We start from the raw sequence: 17,095 nt of genomic DNA, 5'->3' as shown, positions 1-17,095 counted from the left end.
ATCGAAAAGCCACCCCCCTCGCTGGATTGCCTCGAGACCAGCCGCCTGGTTCGATTCCAGCAAACGGGGCGCTGTGCCCGGAAATTCCCACTGATCGGCGATCGCGATGACAACGCGCGCTGTCGATCTCAGACGAATCGACTAGGACTCAGCGAGTTGCTTGAGGCACCTGAGTGTGTCGGACAGCGTGCGCCCCACCTGACGCACCGCGATTCGGTCGGCGATGTAGCCCAGGATTCCACCCGGGGCTTGATACGACAGCCGGAAAGTCACTTTCGTTTGGCCGGCGGCCTCGTCTCGCAGCCGGATGCGCCCCCGCAGCGTGACGCCGGTGATACCAACCCATGCCAGGTCGCGCCGCTCGTCGAATTCGACCACCTCGATCAGGCCGCCAACCGGCACCGACCCGATCTTCCAGTGGACGGTATACCGGGCACCCACGCCGGCCGCCCGCTCGTTCGCCGCTTCCCACCGTTCGAGGTTCGTCATGAACGTCGGGTAGCAGCCCGGGTCACTGACGATTTTCCACACGGACTGGCGGTCCGCCTGGATAACGCATCGGCGTTCGACGCGCATCAGCCGATCACCGGCAGACGACGTTTGGCGGCCAGCCGGTCGACGGCGCCCTGCAGGCTGGCGATGACCTTGTCATGCACCGCTTCGTCGGCGCCGTCGACGTCGATCGGTTCCTGCACCTCGATCGCGATCTTGGTGGGCAGCGGTATGTGGCCCGCCAGGTCGCCGATGTTCAACCCCCAGGGCAACGCCAGTGATATCGGAATGCTCTTGAGCCGCAGCAACTTATCCGCCATCAGAGCTTTGGCCAGCCACTGCCCGCGGTTGAGGAACAGCGCGCTCTCCTGTCCCCCGACGGCGGCGACGGGGACGATCGGCACGCCTGCCTCCCGGGCCAGCCTGACGTATCCCATTCGGCCACCGAAGTCGACCTTGTGGCGCTCCCACGACGGCCGGAACACTTCATAGTCTCCGCCGGGGTACACCAGTAGCGCCGCGCCGGAATCCAGTGCCAGACGGGCATTTTCGGGATTGGCGGCGACGGTGCCGAACTTACGCAACCAGCCCAGCGGCGGTGCTGAGACGACGAGATTGTGAGCCAGCTGGTAGAACGGCCGCTCGACGCCGAAGTACGAACAGAACGCGAGCGTGAAGACGAAGGTGTCGGGGGGCACGTTGCCGCCGCTGTGGTTACCGACCATCAACACCGGACCTTCGCTGGGGATCCGATCCAACCCCTGGACGTCTGCCCGGAAGTACAGCGATGCGAGCAGCCAGGTGCCCGGCAACTGGTCGCGGATGTAGTCGGGATCCCGCTGGTCGAGGTCGGCTTTGGGGACTCTGGACACGACCTGTCGACGGGTCCAGTCAACCGCCTCTCCTACGATCCCCATGTGCGCGTCCTGTCCTCGGCGTGCCTCGGGGTCGACTACCCGGATTGCCGGTCTTTCACACCACCATCCGTATTGCGGACGAAAACCGTTGCACCCCAACGTTGCATCCGGCGGCTAGGCGGCGTTGAGCAGCAGCATCAGCCCGTAGTCCATGTGGATCTGTTGATGGCAATGCAGCAGCGACAGGCCGGGCTGATCGGCGACGAAATCGATCTCCAGGCTTTGGTAGCCGCCGAGCATCGCGACATCCTTGTGCACGCCGGCCGTCGCTGTGCCGGCGAACTGGGTGATTTCGAACGTGTGGCGGTGCAAATGCATCGGATGCAAATCGTCGGTGGCATTGCGAAAGCGCAGCCGGTAGCGCCCGTTGCGCTGCACATCCAGTACGGGTGTGTTGCTGTCCATGGAGAATGAGGCACCGTTCACGGTCCAGATGTTGAAGCCGTTGTCCGCCGCGTTGCGTTTCTCGATCAGCATTTCGATGGTGTGGTCGGGTGGCGGGACCCCGGTGGGAGTACCCGCCGCGAAAAGCCGGTAGTCCCATTGGAACGGAGGGGGCGGTGTCCACAGTGGCTCCCCACCTCGACCGGCATATTCGACCACCACGCCCATGCCGTGGCCACGGTCATCGTCGGAGAGATCGCCGAGTACCCACACTCCCGGCGCGGTCATCTCGACCACCGCCGAGATCCGCTCGGCGGCGCCGAGCCAGAGCACCGGGACTCGCGCCCGATTCGGCACGGGGTTGCCGTCGAGTGCGATCACCGTGAAGGTGTGGCCGGGCAGGGCCAGGCTGCGGCTTTCGGTCGCGCTGCCGTTGAGGACATGGAGCAGCACCCGCTGCCCCGCCTGGACGCGGAGTGGATCGCCGCTGCCCAGCTTGTGCCCGTTGACGGAGAACGCTGAGTAGCTGACCTCATACCCGTGTGGCTCGCCGCGGGCGAGTGCGGTCCTCATCGCCGCTTCGCCTTTCTCTTTCAGCCCTGGGTCTGCGGTGCCGGCCAGGAAGTCGCTGGCCATGTCGCCCCCGCGGCTGAAGCTGGGCTCAAACTCTTTGAGTGTCAGGAACATCTCTTGGTCGTATGCGCCGGGATTCTGCTTGGGTTCGACGTAGACCGGACCCACCAGGCCGCCGTACTGGCCCCGGGACAGGTCGGCTCGCGGGACCACGTGGGTGTGATAGAAGCGGAAGCCCGCCGGGCCGGGCACGAACGTGATCCGACGCATCCCGTGTGCGGGGATATACGGCGTGCCCTCTTCGGCGGCGCCGTCGACGTCCACACCGAGCTGTTGGCCGTGCCAGTGCAATTGCTCGGGGGTGTCGGTGTCGTTGTAGATATCGACCCAGGTTCGTTGGCCTTCTTTCAAGCGCACCAGCGGACCGGGGAACTGACCGTTGTAGACGGTGGTGGAGACAATCAGGTCTGGGGCCAATTCGACGGTGCCGGTGCCGATTCGCAGCGTGTAGTCGGCCTTGCCGTTGGGCGGCGAGGGTGCAGCCGGGCGCGAGCAGGCCTGGACGGGCCCGGCGGCTGCCGCCGCGAGCCCAGCCCATTTGAGGAAATCACGTCTGTCCACGAAACGCCTTGTCTGGGGGAACCGCCGCCGCGCCATCTCCCCCTGCGCACGATAGCCGAAATTCCGGCTTCAGTGACCGGGCGCGTCCAGCCGATAGACACGGGCGGCGTTCTGGTGGGAAATAAGATCGACAACGCGCATTGCATCGCGTTCGCACCATTCGCCGTCGTCGACAAATCCACTCAGTACGCGGTGAATACCCTTGCGCCACAACGCCGCACCCAGATAGTGCAATTCGGCCGGCCCGAAGCCGTCCGACGAGTACAGGATCTTGTGAAACGGTGCCATCTCCAGCAGCCGGGCGATCAACGCCGGCGCCCGGGCGCCCAGGTAGTTGATGCTCAACCCGCCGTCGAGATAGACGTTGTTGAAAGCCTGGGCGAGGTAGCCCGCCTCACGCTCGTAGGGATAGCAGTGCAGCAACATGACCGGGGTGCCGCCGGATTGGCGCAGAAAGTCGAGGAGGTACAGCGGATTGGCTTTGTGCAGGTCGCAGTCGCGGTCGCCGAACCCGACATGGAATTGCAGCGGCTTACCGAGGCGCAACGCCTGGTGCAGCCCGAAACGCAGCAGAACTCGATCCTGTAGCCGGGTTCCGCCGAGGTCCCGCCACCGCTGCGCGGCCTGGGCGACTTCGGCCGGGCGCGGTTCGGTCAGGTCGCCGTCGAAACCGCCGCGGTAGGCCAGGATCGACTTGGTGCCGACGGCACTGGCGGCGCGCGCGTGCAGGATTTCGGCGAATGCCGACGCATAGTCACCGGGCGCCCGTGCGGCCTGCTCGGCCACCTGCTCGAGACGGACGATCTCGTGGACCCGGTTTCCTGACAATGCGCTCAACTCCGGGATGTCTGTGGTGCCGGCGCCTATCCCGGTGTCCACCAGCCAGTCGCTCACTCCGGCCGCCCGCAGAAACAGGCGTGCCAGCTCGCATTCGGTGAATGTGCTGCGGCGCTCCCAATAGCGTTGTGGATCAGTATGTTTCGGTAATTCGAGGATCGGGCCGCAGTGGGCACGCACCGCGAAGCCCAGCTGTGAGTCGAAACCCGAGTCGGTCAGGGGGTCGGTATTGGCCTCGTTGAGGGCGTTCTCGAACCGTCGCAGATCGCCCGGCTCCGACCAGCATCCGTGGACGTGGTGGTCGATCAATGCCACTTCGCCGATGTGGTCGGCCAGAGCCGACGAGTCAGCCACCGCTAGAGACTCCAGGCCATCCGGAACTTGTCGGCCAGTTGCTCGGGGTGCAGGTCGCCGTAGCGTTCGTGTTCCAGGCGCCGGACCGCCGCGATCATGTCGACCGCGGCGTTACCCAGAATAGAGCGTAGCAGCTCCGAATTATCCAGTGCGGCAACAATATCTGGTTGGCTCCGGGTAAGGGATACGATGCCGCGACGTTGGTGCTCCGCATCGGATAGCTGCGCCGGGTCGACGGCGGTTTCCGGTGCCAATGCCGCATTGCGCTGGATGCCGTCGAGTGCGAGTCCCAGGACCGCGGCAGACGCGAAATAGGGGTTCGCCGATGGATCGACGATTTTCACCTCGAAATTCGCCTTACCCTCCCGGCCTTGGATGAATCGCACTGCTGCTTCCCGATTCTCGAGACCCCAGCAGGCGTAGGCTCCCGCCCAGTTGCCCGGTTGCATGCGCAGGCCGGACACGATCGATCCGCACAGCACACCCTGTGCCTGCGGCAATCCGTCCAGCACTCCGGCTATCGCGCTCTCCCCCGCCGGCGTCATGCCCGCGACGCCCGCGCCGCCGGAAAACAGCGGACCCTCGAGCCGTGTCAGCGAGAAGTGCTGGTGTGCACCGGATCCGACTTCGCCGGCGAAGGGTACCGGCGACAGGCTGACGCGCAGCCCATGGCGGCGGGCGGCGCGCCCGACAATGATCCGGGTCAGTACCAATTGGTCGGCGGCGGCCACCGGCGGAAGAGGCGCCAGCGAGATCTCGAACTGATTGGCCCCGTACTCCGGATGCAGCTGCTCGATCCCGACGCCGCTGCTCGCCGCCGCGGCAATGACATCGCGGACGAATGCCTCGCGCTCGAGTACGCCGACCAGACCGTATTGCGCCCAGAGCGTGGACGGCAGCCGCCCACCGTCCGAATCGACCAGAACGAACTCGATCTCGTGGCCGACCGCCGCCTGAATACCCGCTGTCTCGAGTGCGGCTTGGACGCGGCGCAACGTTGTCCGGCTGCACGCCGAAGCCGGTGTCCCGTCCTGTTCGAAGAACGAGCCGGGCGCCCAGGCCAACCCGTCGCCGATGCCGCGCAGCGCCGACAAGTCGATGCGCACGCGCTGATCCCCGATCACACCAACGTCTTCGGTGAACGCGATACCGGTCTGGTCGATGGCGAACCCATGCCACGAAGGGCTGGCGCCCAGGCCGGGTTCGACGAAAGTGTTGGTGCGCCGGATCGGCACGGCCTTGGCGTGGGTGAGCCCGGCGGGATTCACCACGGTGCCGATCACGGTGTCGACACCCTCGGCCTCCAGTTGGGCGACCGAAGCCGCGGCAAGGGGTGTGGTTGTCATCGCCGCCTCATCGGCGGATGCGGTTGGCGTCTAGGCCCGGCTCGGCAGGGTCAGCATGCAGGTCTGGCCGATGTCGAGGGTCCGCAGCATCCGTCCCATGCCGACCCAAAGGGCGCAGGACATGGCGAGGTCGGCGAGTAGCTCCTCGGAGAAGTGTTCGCCGGCCCGGGTCCAGAAGTCTTCGTCATCGCGCAACTTGGTGTGTTCGGTGCCGAACCGGTGCGCGAATTCGGCGGCCAGTCGCTCCTGCTCGCTGAATCCGGGCCACGTGCGCCATTCCAGTGCGTGCTCGTACAGCTCTTCGTCGACGCCCGCGGCCGGCCCGTCGGCGTCGCGGGTGTTCATGCACACGGTGCATTCGTTGTCATGGGCGATCACGGCGCGCGCGATTTCGCGGGTACGCATCGGCAGGCGGTTCTTGGTGTATACGGCCTGGCTGAAGTTGGCGATCGCGCCGCCGAGGTCCGGAGACTTCGTGGCCCAGCTGTAGATATCGTCGTCGGCGAACGTTCCGATTCGGCTCATGGCGTGATGGTACGCCCGCCCCCGCGATTTTTGGAACACGTTCTATTATCTGCTGCCGGTACCCGCCGCCAGCCGGCCCGTGCTGGGCGCGTCGTCGTGCCAATCGCGTTGAGCCAGAACGCGGTGGGCGATGTGCTGCAGCGCGGTTTCCACTTCGCGGCGGTCCGGCCGGCCCTGATAACTGGGTGAACGCGAGAGCTTGTCGACGATCCAGCCCAACAACAACGAATAGACGTAGTCGACTTGCTGGGCCCCGGCCGGGGTCAGCCACATCTGATCGCCGTTGCGTTGGGCGTAGCCGGTGGCGACCAGGCGAGCGAAGGTGGGCTCGATGACCTCGAACGGGATCCGCATCGAGTCGCCGATATCGCTGAGGCGGGCCGTCCCGTACATCTGCCCGAAGCGATAGATGCGCATCACGCCCCACAGGCCGGCCACGTCGAGGCGACAGTCCGGCCGCATCGCGATGCTGCGCAACCGCACGCCGGGGTCGCCACGCAGCATGCGCGCAATCGCGTTCTCCAACAGCCGTTCTGGAGTGTCGGTGGTCGGCATTCCGAATCCGTCGCCGAGATCCACTGCGCTGTTGTGGATGTCGCGCAACGGGATCTCCCGCAGGAACAACGCGAGGACGAAGCCGACCAGAGCCACCGGCGCGGCCCAGAAAAACACCTCGCTCAGTGACTCCGAATAGGCCTGCACGATCGGCGCGGCCACATTGTGTGGCTGACGATGCAGGGCGCCCGGCGAACTCACCGCGTCGGGCGGCGCGCCGCTGGCCGCCAGGGCCGCGGGCATCCGGCCTTCGAGGAAGTTGGAAAACAGCGAACCGAAGATCGCGGCGCCGAACGAACTGCCGATGGTGCGGAAGAACGTCACACCCGACGTGGCCACACCCAGATCCTCGAAATTCGAGGTGTTCTGCACGATGAGGACCAGCACCTGCATCGACAATCCGATGCCGGCGCCCAGCACGACCAGGTAGAGGGACTGAACCAGCGCCGAGGTGGACGGGGTCATCCGCGACATCAGCAGAAACGCCAGAGCCATCAGCGCGGTACCGGCGACCGGAAAGACCTTGTACCGGCCGGTCTTGCCGACCAGGGTGCCGCTGCCGGTCGAGGTGATCAGCATCCCGACCACCATCGGCAGGGTGCGCAGCCCCGACGTCGTGGCCGAGACGCCGTTGACGTACTGCATGTAGGTCGGCAGGAATGTCATCGCGCCCAACATCGCGAAGCCGACTACGAACGACAACACACAGCAGACCGTGAACACCGGGCTGGCGAACAGCCGGGTCGGCAGGATCGGCTGCGGGACACGGCTTTCGACCCAGACGAACGCGGCCAGTGCCACCGCGGCGCCGACGAACAAGCCGATGATCGCCGGCGATCCCCACGGGTAGAGGGTGCCGCCCCAGCTGGTCGCCAGGGTCAGGGCGGCGGCGCCCACTCCGACCAGCACGATTCCGCCGTAGTCGATCACGGGCTTGGTGGACGACGCCAGAGCCGGAATGGCCGCTGCGGCAACGAAGATGACCAGCACCGAGATCGGAACGTTCACCCAGAACGCCCACCGCCAGGTCAGGTAGTCGGTGAAGTAGCCACCAAGCAACGGGCCGACGACCGTCGTGACGCCGAAGACCGCGCCCAGAATGCCTTGGTAGCGGCCACGTTCACGCAGCGGGACAACCTCACCGATCAGCGCGCTGGCCGTGACGGTGATCCCCCCGCCCCCGATGCCCTGCAGCGCCCGCGAGCCCACCAGCATGGCCATCGACTGGGACAGCCCGCACGTCACCGATCCGACGATAAAGAACACGATGGCGGCCTGGAACACGCGTTTTCGGCCGAACAGGTCACCGAGCTTGCCGACCAGCGCGGTAACGATCGTCGACGCCAACAGGTAGCTGGTGACCACCCAGGATTGATGGCCGGCGTCGCCCAGGTCGGCGACGATGGTCGGCAGGGCAGTCGCGACGATGGTCTGGTCCAAGGCCGCGAGCAGCATCCCGAGCACGATCGCGACGAAGATCAGGTTCCGGCGTTGCGGGGTGATCAGCGCACCACTGGCCGATGGATCGACGACGACCGGGTTGGCTTGAGTTGCCGCGCTGGATACTGCTCTCGGGCTCGTCATGCCTGCCTTCCCGTCGGCGTTCGATGCTAACGGGTGCCCAGGGTTAACCCGCGGCAATCGCGCCGCGGGTCAGTGAAGCCAAATCGGAATCAGGCGATCGAGCCCGGCGGCCGGGACACGCATTGTGCCAAGTACAGCTGCTCGCCCAGCTTCTCCATCAGCTGAAGCTGCGTCTCCAGATAGTCGACGTGGTTTTCCTCGTCGGCGATGATCTTTTCCAGCAAGAAGGCGCTGGTGCTGTCTTCTTTTGCGCGGCACATGATCACGCCGGGCTTGAGACGGGCCAAGACCTCGTATTCGATTGCCAGATCCGCCTCGAATTGCTCGCGCAGCGTCTGACCGATGCGCAACGAGAACAGGCGCTGGTAGTTCGGCAGGCCGTCCAGCAGCAGGATGCGGTCGGTGATCGCCTCGGCGTGGCGCATCTCGTCGAAGGACTCCGCGCGGGTGTGCTCGGCGATCTCGGTGAAGCCCCAGTTCTCTTGCATTTTCGAGTGCAGGAAGTACTGGTTGATCGCGGTCAGCTCACTGGTCAACTGCTCATTGAGCAGACGCAGGACGTCTGGATCCCCTTGCATGATCACTCCTCCGGTGGTCGGGGCCGTCGTGGCCGGGCGCGCGAGTGGCTGTGCTGCAGCTCACCCGTGCGGCCAAGCAGCACTTTGCCACGCACATTGGAATTGTTCCAGCAAGGTATGGCTGCGCTCAGTAGCCGAAATGCCCTTCCGCGCCATACTTAGGTTCGTCTAACCTACTTAGGTTAGACTCGGTTAATCCGAAGCGTGTTCGGGCGGGCGTGGGTGATGGGAAGGAGTGCTGATGTACGTGTGCTTGTGCGTCGGCGTCACCAATCACACCGTGGCCGAATGCGTGGCCCGCGGCGCCTCCACCTCGAAGGAGGTCGCCGCGCTGTGTGGTGCCGGTGGTGACTGCGGGCGGTGCCGGCGCACGCTGCGGGCGATCATCGAGTCGTCAAAGCAAGTCGATGCCGAACTCGAAGCCGCGGGGTCGCTCTAACTGTTCTTTCGCTCCGCGAAATCGGCCAAGGCCGCGGCGTTGGCAGCTGCGCCCATCAGCGCGGCGAAGTGCGCATTCTCGCGCGCGGTTGCGGCCGCGATCTCGGGCCGAATCGGTTCTGTGATCGTGTGTTTCACCGCCATCAGGCTCGAAACCGGCCGGGAGGCAAGAACTTCGGCATAGCGACGGGTTTCGGGCAGCAGCTCCTCCGGATCGCAGACCCGCCAGACCAGGCCCATCCGCAGGGCCTCCTGCGCATCCACCCATTCCGAAGACATCAACAACCACGCGGCGTTCTGCCGGCCGACCAGCTGCGGCAGCAGATACGACGACGCCGCCTCGGGGGCCACGCCCAGGCTGGTGAACGGGCACTTCAGCCGCGCCGTCGACGACATGAACGCCAGGTCGGCGTAGCCGAGGATGGTGGCGCCGATTCCCACTCCGATACCGTTCACGGCGCAGATGAGGGGCTTGGGAAATGCGCTCAGCGCGTCGATCATGCCCGGGAATCCGTGTTTGCCGGGCGTGAAGCCTGGGTCGGTGATGCGTGCCTGCATCTCGGCGAGATCGGTGCCGGCCGAAAAGCCGCGCCCGGTCCCGGTCAACACCACGACCGCGATCTCGGGATCGTCGGCGGCGGCCAACAGCGCCTCCGCGGTGGCGTCGTAGAGCGCTTCGTTGAAGGCGTTGAGCGCCTCGGGCCGGTTCAGCGTCAGGGTGCGGACCCGGTTGGTGTCATCGATCAGCAACGTCACCGCTGCAGCCTAACCGCGCCGCGTCACCGGCCTGAGCTCACCCGTTGCTGTAGACGCGGGTGGGCGCGATCAGCACCGCGGCGCGACGCTCCATGGCCATCACGCGGTCGTACTCGTCCCAGTCGTCGTGGGTTCCGCCGGCCGCGGTGAAGACCTCGCGTAGCAACAGCCGCAACCGGTCGGTGTCGGCAAGCCACGGCTGCGGGTCGTCGGGGCCGGCCAGCTCGGCGCGGCCTTCGACGGTCGCCCACTGCCAGCCGTTGCGGAACGTGACGGCCAGCTGCGGTCGATCCCGCAGATTGGCGAGTTTGACTTTGCCGTAGGTGGTGAAACCGAGAACCGATTCACCGGTATCCGGGTGGGGCAACAGTCCGACGTTGACCAGCGATGCCTGCACGGTGCCGTCGGCGCGAACCGTCGAGACCACCGCCAGCCCGCTTTCCGCCGCCGCCAGCACCACAGCGTCCTCGAGTGTTGTCATTTGTGGTCCTCACGCTCCGAAGGCTGCCTTGAACACATAGCGGCTGGTCGGCACCGTATCGATGTTCTCGTTGGCGCCGAATGCGGTCGTGCTGGCGACCATTCGGCCCAGCCGGTCCTGCAGGTCGTCGTCGTCTGCGGCCCCGAAGAATGCTTTGAGATCGGTCACCGCTTCAATGGGGAACAACTCCTCGACGATGCCCGCGATTCCCGGTGCGTCCGGTGTCAGCGCCCGCACGACCCAGTTCTGGGTATATCCGAAGGTCGACTGCGTCTCGATGGCCACCGAGGTGTGGTTGAGCTGCCAGCGGTTAAGCCAGGTTGCCTGGTCCAGCTCCGCGGGTCGGCGCAGCAACGCGACATTGGCGAAACCCGTTGTGCGAGAACCTGGTTCGCCTCCGGGAAAAGGCAGCGGGACCGACTCGGTGACCAGGTAGGCGGCGACGCGGTCACATTCGGCCTCGAGGAGCGCCAGCGCCTTGGTCAGCTGCTCGCCGTAGCACTGCTGCGTCCACATGCTCACGACGGCAACGGCCGGCGGCTCCATGGTCGTCAGCGTCATCAGCGAATGCCGCACCGCGGCGTCCTTCACGTTGACAGCCAGCCCGGGCAGTCCCAGGTCCAACAGCGCGTCCGCGACCGAACCCCGCTGGCGGGCACACCAATCGTCGTCCGCATCGGCGCGCCTGAGCACCGCGATCACCTTTTCCATAGGCAGAACCTACAGTCGGCCCCGCCGAAACCTCGGTGCGGTAGTCCAGGCGCCTCGCAGCTGCTGCCGAATGACGCTATGGGGTCCGTCGTACTTGCTGTTCACCGCCGACCGACTCCCCGATGATCGCGGCGAGTCGCCGATACGATTCGTCGCGGCCACTCGACGAGCGGAACACCAGGCCGATGCGCCGGCCCGGGCGCGGCGACGCGAACTGCGCAAGCCCGAGCTGGCTGCGAGCGGCCTCCACGGGTGCCGCGCTGCGCGGGATCAGGGTGACCCCCAGCCCGCCGGCCACGCACTGCACCGCGGTGGCCAGCGAGGCGGCCCGGGTGTCGGCGAGTTCGGCTCGCACGCCGGCCTTTTGACAGACGTCGAGGGCTTGATCGCGCAGACAGTGCCCTTCGTCCAGCAGCAGCAGCGGCAAGTCTGCCAACGCCGACGCGGGTACCCGGCGCTTGCCGGACAGCGGGTGTCCGGGCGGCACCGCGAGCAGGAAATCCTCCTCGTAGATGCCGACCTCCGTGAGTCCCGCGGCGTCGGCGGGCAGTGCGATCAGGGCGGCGTCCAGGGATCCGCCGCGCAGCGCGGTCAGCAGTCGCTCGGTCTGGTCTTCGATCACCCGCAGGCTCAGCGCGGGAAGGCGGTCGGCGAGGCCGGCCAGCACGGTGGGCAACAGGTAGGGCGCCACCGTCGGGATCATGCCCAGCCGCAGGGTGCCCTGCAACGGATCCGACGTGCCGGCCGCGGCGGCGGTAAACGCCTCGGCCGCTTCAACGACCGCCTGGGCCAGCGGGAGTAGCTGTGCCCCTTCGGGCGTCAAGCGGACACGCCGAGTGGAGCGCTCGACGAGATGGGTGCCCAAGCCAGTCTCCAGGGCCGCCAGCGATTGCGACAGCGTCGACTGGCTGACGCCGAGAGACGTTGCGGCACTACCGAAATGGTGTCGCTCGGCGACCGCGGCGAAGGCGCGCAACCCGGCCAGGGTCGGCTGAAAACTCTTATCGGTCATGGCTATAAGTATAGTGTGATATATCACCTTTACTTCAAGCAGCGCTCCCGGCACCATGGTCACTGGACACTTAAATCTTGACTAATTCCAAATAAGGAGACGCGGACATGGCACTGCTTACGATCGGCGATCAGTTCCCCGCCTACGAGCTCACCGGTCTGATCGGCGGCGATCTATCGAAGGTCGACGCCCAGCAGCCCGAGGACTACTTCAAGACATTCTCCAGCAACGACTACGAAGGCAAGTGGCGGATCGTGTTCTTCTGGCCGAAGGACTTCACCTTTGTGTGCCCGACCGAGATCGCCGCGTTCGGCAAGCTGAACGACGAGTTCGAGGATCGCGACGCGCAGGTGCTCGGCGTCTCGGTGGACAGCGAGTTCGTGCACTTCCAGTGGCGGGCACAGCACGAGGACCTCAAGAAGCTGCCGTTCCCGATGCTGTCCGACATCAAGCGGGAACTCGCGCTGGCCACCGGTGTGCTCAATGCCGACGGCGTCGCCGACCGCGTCACCTTCATCGTCGACCCCAACAACGAGGTCCAATTCGTCTCGGCGACCGCGGGATCCGTGGGGCGTAACGTGGACGAGGTGCTTCGAGTCCTGGACGCTCTGCAATCCGACGAGCTGTGCGCCTGCAACTGGCGCAAGGGCGACCCGACCTTGAACGCCGGCGAGCTGCTCAAGGCCTCGGCCTGACTCTGGAGGCTGTGATGAGCATCGAGAATCTGAAGGAAGCGCTGCCGGATTACGCCAAGGACCTCAAGCTCAACCTTGGCTCGATTGCCCGCACCACCGTGCTGAACGACGAACAATTGTGGGGCACGTTGCTGGCCAGTGCGGCAGCAACGCGAAACTCCCAGGTGCTGGCCGAGATTGGGGTCGAAGCGGCCGACAACCTGTCTGCCGAGGCGTACCAGGCGGCTCTGGGCGCCGCGTCGATCATGGGAATGAACAATGTGTTCTACCGTGGCCGCGGTTTCCTGGAGGGTAAGTACGACGACCTTAGGGCCGGATTGCGGATGAACATCATCGGCAACCCGGGCGTGGATAAGGCGAATTTCGAGCTGTGGTCGTTCGCGGTGTCGTCGATCAACGGGTGTTCGCACTGCGTTGTCGCCCACGAGCACACGCTGCGCGAGGCTGGTGTCGATCGTGAAGTGGTCCTGGAAGCCCTGAAGGCCGCAGCGATCGTTTCTGGTGTGGCACAAGCGATCACGGCCGCGCAGACACTGGCCGGCGTCGGCTGATCATCGCCGGTGACCGCATCCTGGGTAGCGCACGCGATCTGGTGGCAGATCTATCCCCTGGGCTTTGTGGGAGCGTTTCCCACGCCCGAGGGATCGGCGCCGGCGGGTCCGGGCGAACACCGGTTGCGGCGGCTTTCCGAGTGGTTCGATCACGCCATCGAGCTGGGGGCATCCGGAGTTGCGCTGGGGCCGATTTTCGCCTCGCGCACACACGGTTACGACACGACCGACCATTACCGGATCGACCCCCGGCTCGGTGACGACCGCGATTTCGACTATCTGATCGCCGAGGCCCGCTCCCGCGGCCTGCGGGTGTTGCTCGACGGTGTCTTCAACCATGTCGGGTTGGACTTCGGCCGCTACCGGGACGCGGCGCACGACGACGCGGCGGCGCACTGGTTTCGGGGCCGTCCCGGGCGGTTTCACACCTTCGAGGGGCATTCCGAACTCATTACCCTCAATCACGACAACCCGGAAGTCGTCGACTACGTCGCCGACGTGATGTCGCACTGGTTGCAGCGGGGCGCGGACGGCTGGCGCCTGGACGCGGCTTATGCGGTACCACCACAGTTTTGGGCGACCGTGCTACCGCGGGTGCGCGAGCGGCATCCGGACGCATGGTTCGTCGGCGAACTTATCCACGGCGACTATGCCGCGGTCGTCGAGGAGGCCACGTTCGATTCCGCCACCCAGTACGAACTGTGGAAGGCGATCTGGAGCAGCCTCAACGACGGCAACTTCTTCGAGCTGGATTGGGCGCTGCAGCGCCACAACACGTTTCTGGCCAGCTTCGCGCCGCTGACGTTCATCGGCAATCACGACGTCACTCGCATCGCCAGCCGGCTGGAGGACTCCCGTCATCTGCAGCACGCGCTGGCGCTGCTGCTGACGATCGGCGGGGTGCCCAGCGTGTACGCCGGCGACGAGTTCGGGTTCCGTGCCGTCAAAGAGGAGCGCTACGGCGGCGACGACGCGGTGCGCCCGGCGTTCGGTTCGCCTCCTTTGCCATTGGACGACTTTGGTGCCGAGGTGTGGCGGCTGCACCAGTTCCTGGTCGGACTGCGCCGTCGCCATTCCTGGCTCCATTCCGCCACCACCACGTCGCTACGGCTGGCCAACCGGCACTACGTCTACGAGACGCGCAGCGGCGACGACGCCCTGGTGGTGGCGTTCAATATCGGCGGCGAGCCGTTGCGGCTGGTGCTGTCGGAGCTGGGACCGGCGCGCGCAGAGGTGGTCGCCGGATCGGCGGCCCCGCCCAGCGACGTCGTCGGCGAGGTGACCGTCGAGCCGCACGGTTGGCGCATCCTGCGGCCCGCTTAGTCGTGTAGCCGGGCCAGCGTCAGGTCGTCCTGCTCACCGCGGTAGTAATTGTCGAGCAGCGTGCGGAAGTCCTGGGGGTCGTCGGTGGCCAGCGCGAACAACGTCATCGACGAACGCAGCTTGAGATCGTCGGGTGAACCGAAGATCTCCCTGATCGAGCGGCCTCGCACCTGGTTGACCAGCTGGGTGCACTCATGCAGCCGCGGCCCCAGCACCTCGTGTCCAAGGTAGGCCCGAGCCTCCTGCAGCGACGAGATGCCGTAGTGCACCGCCGTCGGACTGCTGCCCAGCCCGCGCAGCTGCGGGAAGACGAACCACATCCAGTGACCACGCTTTCGCCCGTTCCGCAGCTCTTCCACGACGCTGCCGTAGACCGGCTCCTGTGCGACAACGAAACGTGTCAGATCGAAGGAGTCGTCTGCCGAGTCCATATGACTACGGTGACATACATGGCCGTCAAACGACGCATGCCCAAAGCCCGCGACCTGGCCCCGCTCATGCAGTTCAAGCGGCCTCAGCTCAACGCGACCACGCGGCGGCTCAGCGCCGCATTCACGATCGAGGATCTGCGCCGCATCGCCAAGCGGCGTACCCCCAAGGCGGCTTTTGACTACACCGACGGCGCGGCCGAGGAGGAGTTGTCGCTGCAGCGTGCCCGACAAGCCTTCCGCGACATCGAATTTCACCCGACGATCCTGCGTGACGTCAGCAATGTGACCGCCGGGTGGGACGTGCTGGGTCAGCCGGTGGCCTTGCCGTTCGGCATCGCGCCGACCGGATTCACCCGACTGATGCAGACCGAAGGCGAGATCGCCGGAGCGGCGGCGGCGGCCCGGGCCGGCATCCCGTTTTCGCTTTCCACGCTCGGCACCTGCGCGATCGAAGACCTGGTGGCCGCGGTCCCGCAGGGCCGCAAATGGTTTCAGCTATATATGTGGAAGGACCGGGACCGGTCGATGGCGCTGGTCAAGCGCGCCGCCGACGCCGGTTTCGACACCCTGCTGGCCACCGTGGACGTACCGGTCTCCGGGGCGCGGTTCCGGGACAACCGCAACGGGATGACGGTCCCGCCGTCGCTGACGCTGCGCACCGTGCTCGACGCGGTGCCGCACCCGAAGTGGTGGTTCGACCTGCTGACCACCGAGCCGTTGGCGTTCGCGTCGCTGGATCGCTGGCCGGGCACCGTCGCGGAGTATCTGAGCACGATGTTCGATCCCAGCCTGACCTTTGACGATCTGGCCTGGATCAAGGAGCAGTGGCCCGGCAAGCTCGTGGTCAAGGGCATCCAGACGCTCGACGATGCGAAGGCCGCCGTGCAGCACGGCGTCGACGGTATCGTGTTGTCCAATCACGGTGGACGCCAACTGGATCGGGCCCCGGTGCCCTTCCATCTGTTGCCGGTGGTGGCGCGCGAGCTGGGCAAGGACACCGAGATTCTGGTGGACACCGGAATCATGTCGGGCGCCGACATCGTGGCCGCGATCGCGCTGGGCGCACGGTTCACGCTGGTCGGGCGGGCCTATCTCTACGGGCTGATGGCCGGCGGCGAGGCCGGGGTCAACCGCGCGATTGACATCCTGGAGAGCGGGGTGCTGCGCACGATGCGGCTGCTGGGCGTGCGGAGTCTCGAGGAGCTCTCCCCCGCCCACGTCACGCAGCTGCGCCGGCTCGGGCCGATCGAGTAGGTCGGTCGATCTGTTGCGGGGCTGACCGAAACCTGTCAAGGTGGTTACGTGCAATTCGGGTTCGTATGCGGCCGGGCCTGCCTCAACTTCGCGGGCACGCTGAAACACCGCAACACCTCGCGCGAAGAACGGTTGATCGAGCCCGCGGTGTTGTCGGAATGGGCAGTGCAGGCCGGATTGGTGGATGCCGCCATCGCGGTCACCGACGACGATCTGGCCACCGCGATCGCCGTGCGCGAAGCGATCTACCGGACTGTCACCGCGCGGCTGGACGCCCGCGAGCCCGAGCCGGCCGATGTCGAGCTGTTGAATGAGCAGGCATCGCGCCCCGCGCTGACGCCGCGGCTGCTCCCCAACGGCGACACGTCCCGCGAGGGCACCGCTCCACAATTGATCGCCGGCCTGGCCGCGGATTTGCTGGACCTGCTCGCGGGCCCCGACATCGACAACGTCAAGCGCTGCGACCACCCGGACTGCTCGCTGCTCTATGTCGACTCCTCGCGGGCGAAGAACCGGCACTGGTGCGGCATGGCCACCTGCGGCAACAAAGTCAAGGTCCAGGCATTCCGGGCGCGGCAGCGCGCTGCGGCTAATTGAAGCCAATTGAACGCCGGTTGACCCACGCCACACCGCACGCCCGGGAGTCATCGGGAACAAAACCCATTCGCCAAAGGTTG

General features: G+C 66.0%; 19 protein-coding genes. 6 read left to right on the top strand and 13 right to left on the bottom strand.

The genetic code is table 11. The features are described from left to right. Positions 1-141: 141 nt before the first annotated feature. The 8 genes from MAAFP003_RS14200 to bfr form a co-directional block, all read right to left on the bottom strand. A complete protein-coding gene (locus tag MAAFP003_RS14200; RefSeq protein WP_096287869.1) occupies positions 142-576 on the bottom strand; it encodes an SRPBCC family protein in 435 nt (144 codons plus the stop codon). After that, positions 576-1,409, bottom strand: a complete 834-nt coding sequence (locus MAAFP003_RS14195; protein ID WP_096287867.1) for a lysophospholipid acyltransferase family protein — start codon at positions 1,407-1,409, stop codon at positions 576-578. The genes MAAFP003_RS14200 and MAAFP003_RS14195 overlap by 1 nt, the downstream gene beginning before the upstream one ends. Positions 1,410-1,523: 114 nt before the next feature. Continuing rightward, positions 1,524-3,023: a multicopper oxidase family protein gene (locus MAAFP003_RS14190; protein WP_096287865.1), complete on the bottom strand. Its 1,500-nt coding sequence runs from the start codon at positions 3,021-3,023 to the stop codon at positions 1,524-1,526. Between the two features lie 33 nt (positions 3,024-3,056). Beyond that, positions 3,057-4,178: an amidohydrolase family protein gene (locus tag MAAFP003_RS14185; protein ID WP_096287863.1), complete on the bottom strand. Its 1,122-nt coding sequence runs from the start codon at positions 4,176-4,178 to the stop codon at positions 3,057-3,059. A 2-nt stretch (positions 4,179-4,180) separates the two neighbouring features. Beyond that, complete coding sequence (locus tag MAAFP003_RS14180) at positions 4,181-5,524, bottom strand: type I glutamate--ammonia ligase (protein ID WP_096287861.1); 1,344 nt, start codon at positions 5,522-5,524, stop codon at positions 4,181-4,183. 30 nt (positions 5,525-5,554) lie between these two features. Continuing rightward, a complete protein-coding gene (locus MAAFP003_RS14175) occupies positions 5,555-6,049 on the bottom strand; it encodes a carboxymuconolactone decarboxylase family protein (RefSeq protein ID WP_096287859.1) in 495 nt (164 codons plus the stop codon). Between the two features lie 45 nt (positions 6,050-6,094). Next, a complete protein-coding gene (locus tag MAAFP003_RS14170) occupies positions 6,095-8,188 on the bottom strand; it encodes an MDR family MFS transporter (RefSeq protein ID WP_096287857.1) in 2,094 nt (697 codons plus the stop codon). Positions 8,189-8,277: 89 nt separating this feature from the next. Beyond that, entirely contained in the window at positions 8,278-8,766 is a 489-nt protein-coding gene (gene bfr, locus MAAFP003_RS14165; protein WP_096291151.1) for a bacterioferritin, read from the bottom strand. Between the two features lie 241 nt (positions 8,767-9,007). Between bfr and MAAFP003_RS14160 the strand changes: the two genes are divergently transcribed. Beyond that, positions 9,008-9,205: a (2Fe-2S)-binding protein gene (locus tag MAAFP003_RS14160; RefSeq protein ID WP_096291150.1), complete on the top strand. Its 198-nt coding sequence runs from the start codon at positions 9,008-9,010 to the stop codon at positions 9,203-9,205. Here the strand turns inward: MAAFP003_RS14160 and MAAFP003_RS14155 are convergent. The 4 genes from MAAFP003_RS14155 to MAAFP003_RS14140 form a co-directional block, all read right to left on the bottom strand. Further along, complete coding sequence (locus MAAFP003_RS14155) at positions 9,202-9,960, bottom strand: enoyl-CoA hydratase/isomerase family protein (RefSeq protein WP_096287855.1); 759 nt, start codon at positions 9,958-9,960, stop codon at positions 9,202-9,204. The two genes, MAAFP003_RS14160 and MAAFP003_RS14155, sit on opposite strands and share 4 nt — an antisense overlap. A gap of 37 nt (positions 9,961-9,997) precedes the next feature. Then, the gene (locus tag MAAFP003_RS14150) at positions 9,998-10,441 is read right to left on the bottom strand and encodes a TIGR03618 family F420-dependent PPOX class oxidoreductase (protein ID WP_096287853.1); all 444 of its coding nucleotides are present in this window, start codon (positions 10,439-10,441) and stop codon (positions 9,998-10,000) included. Positions 10,442-10,450: 9 nt separating this feature from the next. After that, on the bottom strand, positions 10,451-11,152 hold the full coding sequence (locus MAAFP003_RS14145) for a hypothetical protein (RefSeq protein WP_096287851.1): 702 nt from the start codon (positions 11,150-11,152) through the stop codon (positions 10,451-10,453). 76 nt (positions 11,153-11,228) lie between these two features. Beyond that, positions 11,229-12,164: a hydrogen peroxide-inducible genes activator gene (locus MAAFP003_RS14140; RefSeq protein ID WP_096287849.1), complete on the bottom strand. Its 936-nt coding sequence runs from the start codon at positions 12,162-12,164 to the stop codon at positions 11,229-11,231. A gap of 107 nt (positions 12,165-12,271) precedes the next feature. Between MAAFP003_RS14140 and MAAFP003_RS14135 the strand changes: the two genes are divergently transcribed. From MAAFP003_RS14135 to MAAFP003_RS14125, 3 genes are read left to right on the top strand one after another with little or no spacing between them, the layout of a single operon-like run. Beyond that, positions 12,272-12,859: a peroxiredoxin gene (locus MAAFP003_RS14135; protein ID WP_096287847.1), complete on the top strand. Its 588-nt coding sequence runs from the start codon at positions 12,272-12,274 to the stop codon at positions 12,857-12,859. Between the two features lie 14 nt (positions 12,860-12,873). Further along, positions 12,874-13,410 carry an alkyl hydroperoxide reductase gene (locus tag MAAFP003_RS14130; protein WP_096287845.1) on the top strand — a complete coding sequence of 179 codons (537 nt, stop codon included), beginning with the start codon at positions 12,874-12,876 and terminating at the stop codon, positions 13,408-13,410. Between the two features lie 9 nt (positions 13,411-13,419). Further along, entirely contained in the window at positions 13,420-14,733 is a 1,314-nt protein-coding gene (locus MAAFP003_RS14125; protein ID WP_096287843.1) for an alpha-amylase family glycosyl hydrolase, read from the top strand. Here the strand turns inward: MAAFP003_RS14125 and MAAFP003_RS14120 are convergent. Then, a complete protein-coding gene (locus tag MAAFP003_RS14120) occupies positions 14,730-15,164 on the bottom strand; it encodes a DUF1810 domain-containing protein (RefSeq protein WP_096287841.1) in 435 nt (144 codons plus the stop codon). The genes MAAFP003_RS14125 and MAAFP003_RS14120 overlap by 4 nt on opposite strands. Positions 15,165-15,182: 18 nt before the next feature. Here MAAFP003_RS14120 and MAAFP003_RS14115 point away from each other — a divergent pair, with 18 nt between their 5' ends. Continuing rightward, positions 15,183-16,418, top strand: a complete 1,236-nt coding sequence (locus MAAFP003_RS14115; RefSeq protein ID WP_096291149.1) for an alpha-hydroxy acid oxidase — start codon at positions 15,183-15,185, stop codon at positions 16,416-16,418. A gap of 48 nt (positions 16,419-16,466) precedes the next feature. After that, the gene (locus tag MAAFP003_RS14110) at positions 16,467-17,015 is read left to right on the top strand and encodes a CGNR zinc finger domain-containing protein (RefSeq protein ID WP_096287839.1); all 549 of its coding nucleotides are present in this window, start codon (positions 16,467-16,469) and stop codon (positions 17,013-17,015) included. The last annotated feature ends 80 nt before the right edge of the window (positions 17,016-17,095 follow it).

The sequence above is a fragment of the Mycobacterium ahvazicum genome, assembly GCF_900176255.2.
In the GTDB taxonomy this organism is placed as follows: domain Bacteria; phylum Actinomycetota; class Actinomycetes; order Mycobacteriales; family Mycobacteriaceae; genus Mycobacterium; species Mycobacterium ahvazicum.
The sequence above is the reverse complement of the archived record's forward strand: the minus strand, read 5'-3'. Positions and strand labels throughout refer to the sequence as shown.

What these genes read in the sequence shown, in the direction of transcription:
- MAAFP003_RS14200 (WP_096287869.1), bottom strand. Translation starts at nt 576, where the DNA reads ATGCGCGTCGAACGCCGATGCGTTATCCAGGCGGACCGCCAGTCCGTG.
- MAAFP003_RS14195 (WP_096287867.1), bottom strand. Translation starts at nt 1,409, where the DNA reads ATGGGGATCGTAGGAGAGGCGGTTGACTGGACCCGTCGACAGGTCGTG.
- MAAFP003_RS14190 (WP_096287865.1), bottom strand. Translation starts at nt 3,023, where the DNA reads ATGGCGCGGCGGCGGTTCCCCCAGACAAGGCGTTTCGTGGACAGACGT.
- MAAFP003_RS14180 (WP_096287861.1), bottom strand. Translation starts at nt 5,524, where the DNA reads ATGACAACCACACCCCTTGCCGCGGCTTCGGTCGCCCAACTGGAGGCC.
- MAAFP003_RS14175 (WP_096287859.1), bottom strand. Translation starts at nt 6,049, where the DNA reads ATGAGCCGAATCGGAACGTTCGCCGACGACGATATCTACAGCTGGGCC.
- MAAFP003_RS14170 (WP_096287857.1), bottom strand. Translation starts at nt 8,188, where the DNA reads ATGACGAGCCCGAGAGCAGTATCCAGCGCGGCAACTCAAGCCAACCCG.
- bfr (WP_096291151.1), bottom strand. Translation starts at nt 8,766, where the DNA reads ATGCAAGGGGATCCAGACGTCCTGCGTCTGCTCAATGAGCAGTTGACC.
- MAAFP003_RS14160 (WP_096291150.1), top strand. Translation starts at nt 9,008, where the DNA reads ATGTACGTGTGCTTGTGCGTCGGCGTCACCAATCACACCGTGGCCGAA.
- MAAFP003_RS14150 (WP_096287853.1), bottom strand. Translation starts at nt 10,441, where the DNA reads ATGACAACACTCGAGGACGCTGTGGTGCTGGCGGCGGCGGAAAGCGGG.
- MAAFP003_RS14145 (WP_096287851.1), bottom strand. Translation starts at nt 11,152, where the DNA reads ATGGAAAAGGTGATCGCGGTGCTCAGGCGCGCCGATGCGGACGACGAT.
- MAAFP003_RS14140 (WP_096287849.1), bottom strand. Translation starts at nt 12,164, where the DNA reads ATGACCGATAAGAGTTTTCAGCCGACCCTGGCCGGGTTGCGCGCCTTC.
- MAAFP003_RS14135 (WP_096287847.1), top strand. Translation starts at nt 12,272, where the DNA reads ATGGCACTGCTTACGATCGGCGATCAGTTCCCCGCCTACGAGCTCACC.
- MAAFP003_RS14130 (WP_096287845.1), top strand. Translation starts at nt 12,874, where the DNA reads ATGAGCATCGAGAATCTGAAGGAAGCGCTGCCGGATTACGCCAAGGAC.
- MAAFP003_RS14120 (WP_096287841.1), bottom strand. Translation starts at nt 15,164, where the DNA reads ATGGACTCGGCAGACGACTCCTTCGATCTGACACGTTTCGTTGTCGCA.
- MAAFP003_RS14115 (WP_096291149.1), top strand. Translation starts at nt 15,183, where the DNA reads ATGGCCGTCAAACGACGCATGCCCAAAGCCCGCGACCTGGCCCCGCTC.